Source organism: Streptomyces sp. Ncost-T10-10d, from assembly GCF_900091955.1.
Taxonomy (GTDB): domain Bacteria; phylum Actinomycetota; class Actinomycetes; order Streptomycetales; family Streptomycetaceae; genus Streptomyces.
Genome location: NZ_FMDF01000062.1, coordinates 1 through 1,484, shown reverse-complemented (window position 1 = coordinate 1,484; position 1,484 = coordinate 1). Strand labels below are relative to the sequence as shown.

Below are 1,484 nucleotides of genomic sequence, written 5' to 3'. Positions count from 1 at the left end.
GCCGAGCACCTGGACGCAGCCGGTATCGCGGCGAGCATCGGATCCGTCGGTGACGCGTACGACTGTCAGTCTGTTCGTACCGGATCCCACAAGGATCGGGTAGTCCCGGCCGTGACGGTCTGACTCTTGCTTACGACCGACCCCACGGGTGTCCTGGCGTTGATCTGTCGACCGTCCGGCCGGGCACGCAACAAGCGTTGCCGCCGGACGGACGTGACCTCATAGGAGCCTGGAGCCAACTCGTCAAAGCGTCCCCGTGACAGTCCTGTCCCTCCGGCCGGCGACAGCGTGCACCCCACGCTACCGACCGAAGGGAACGCGGTGGATAACAACGAGCAGCACAGGTCCGGGCACGTCGTGATCGGCGTCGACACACACAAGCATGTGCACGTCGCTGCAGTGATGGACACGATCGGCGGGATCCTGGCGACCTTGACGATCCCCACCGACACCGGCGGATTCCAGCAACTCCTGGACTGGGCAGGCTCATACGGCAGGATTCTGGCCTTCGGAATCGAGGGCACCGGCTCCTACGGCGCCACCCTGGCCTCGTTCCTTCGACGGGCCGGGCACAAGGTGGTCGAGGCCGGCCGCCCGGACCGGCGGCTGCGCCGGATGAACGGCAAGTCCGACACCCTGGACGCCGAGAACGCCGCCCGAGCCGTCCTGGCCGGGTTCGCGACAGCCACGCCCAAGAGCGCCGACGGTGAAGCCGAGATGATCCGGCAGCTCAAGATCGCCCATGACCAGGCCGTCGAACAGCGCTCAGCGGCGATGGTCACCATGAAAGCGATGCTTGTCCAGGCTCCTGATCCCTTGCGCAACGAGACCTCGGGCAAAACTCAAATCGCCCTGGCCCGGCACCTGGCAGGCCTGCGTCCTCGACAGCTGGAGGGCCCCGAGGACGCACTGCGTCACGCCCTTCGAACACTGGCCAAACGGTGGCAGTACCTCGACGCGGAGGCCAAGGAACTGACGAAAATGATCGCTGAGCTGGTCCACCGTGCCGCCCCGCAACTACTCGAACCATTCGGCATCGGTGTGGACACCGCCGCGGAGATCCTCGTCGTGGTCGGCGACAACCCTGAACGCATCAAGTCCGAAGCTGCCCTCGCCAAGCTGGCGGGCATCGCTCCCGTGCCCACCGGCTCCGGCATGACCAGCGGCAGGCACCGCATCAACCACGGCGGCCACCGCCAGCTCAACGCCGCGATCTACCGGACCGTCATCGTTCGCATGCGATTCCACCAACCGACGATTGATTACGTCACCCGCCGCACCGCCGAGGGCAAGACGAAACGCGAGATCATCCGTTGCCTCAAACGCTACGTCATACGCGAGGTCTACCACCTGGTCCGACCCGCACCACAGACCGTCCCTACAGCGAGTTGACAACTATAGGAGCGTCAACGCCCTGATGGAGTCCACGATCGGCCTGTTCAAGACCGAGTTGATCAAGCCTCAGCGGCCCTGGAGGACGCTCT

Annotated in this window: 1 protein-coding gene; it reads left to right on the top strand. The window is 65.3% G+C overall.

From position 1 onward, the window contains the following. Positions 1-321 precede the first annotated feature (321 nt). The gene (locus tag GA0115254_RS08730; RefSeq protein WP_256102451.1) at positions 322-1,392 is read left to right on the top strand and encodes an IS110 family RNA-guided transposase; all 1,071 of its coding nucleotides are present in this window, start codon (positions 322-324) and stop codon (positions 1,390-1,392) included. Positions 1,393-1,484 lie beyond the last annotated feature (92 nt).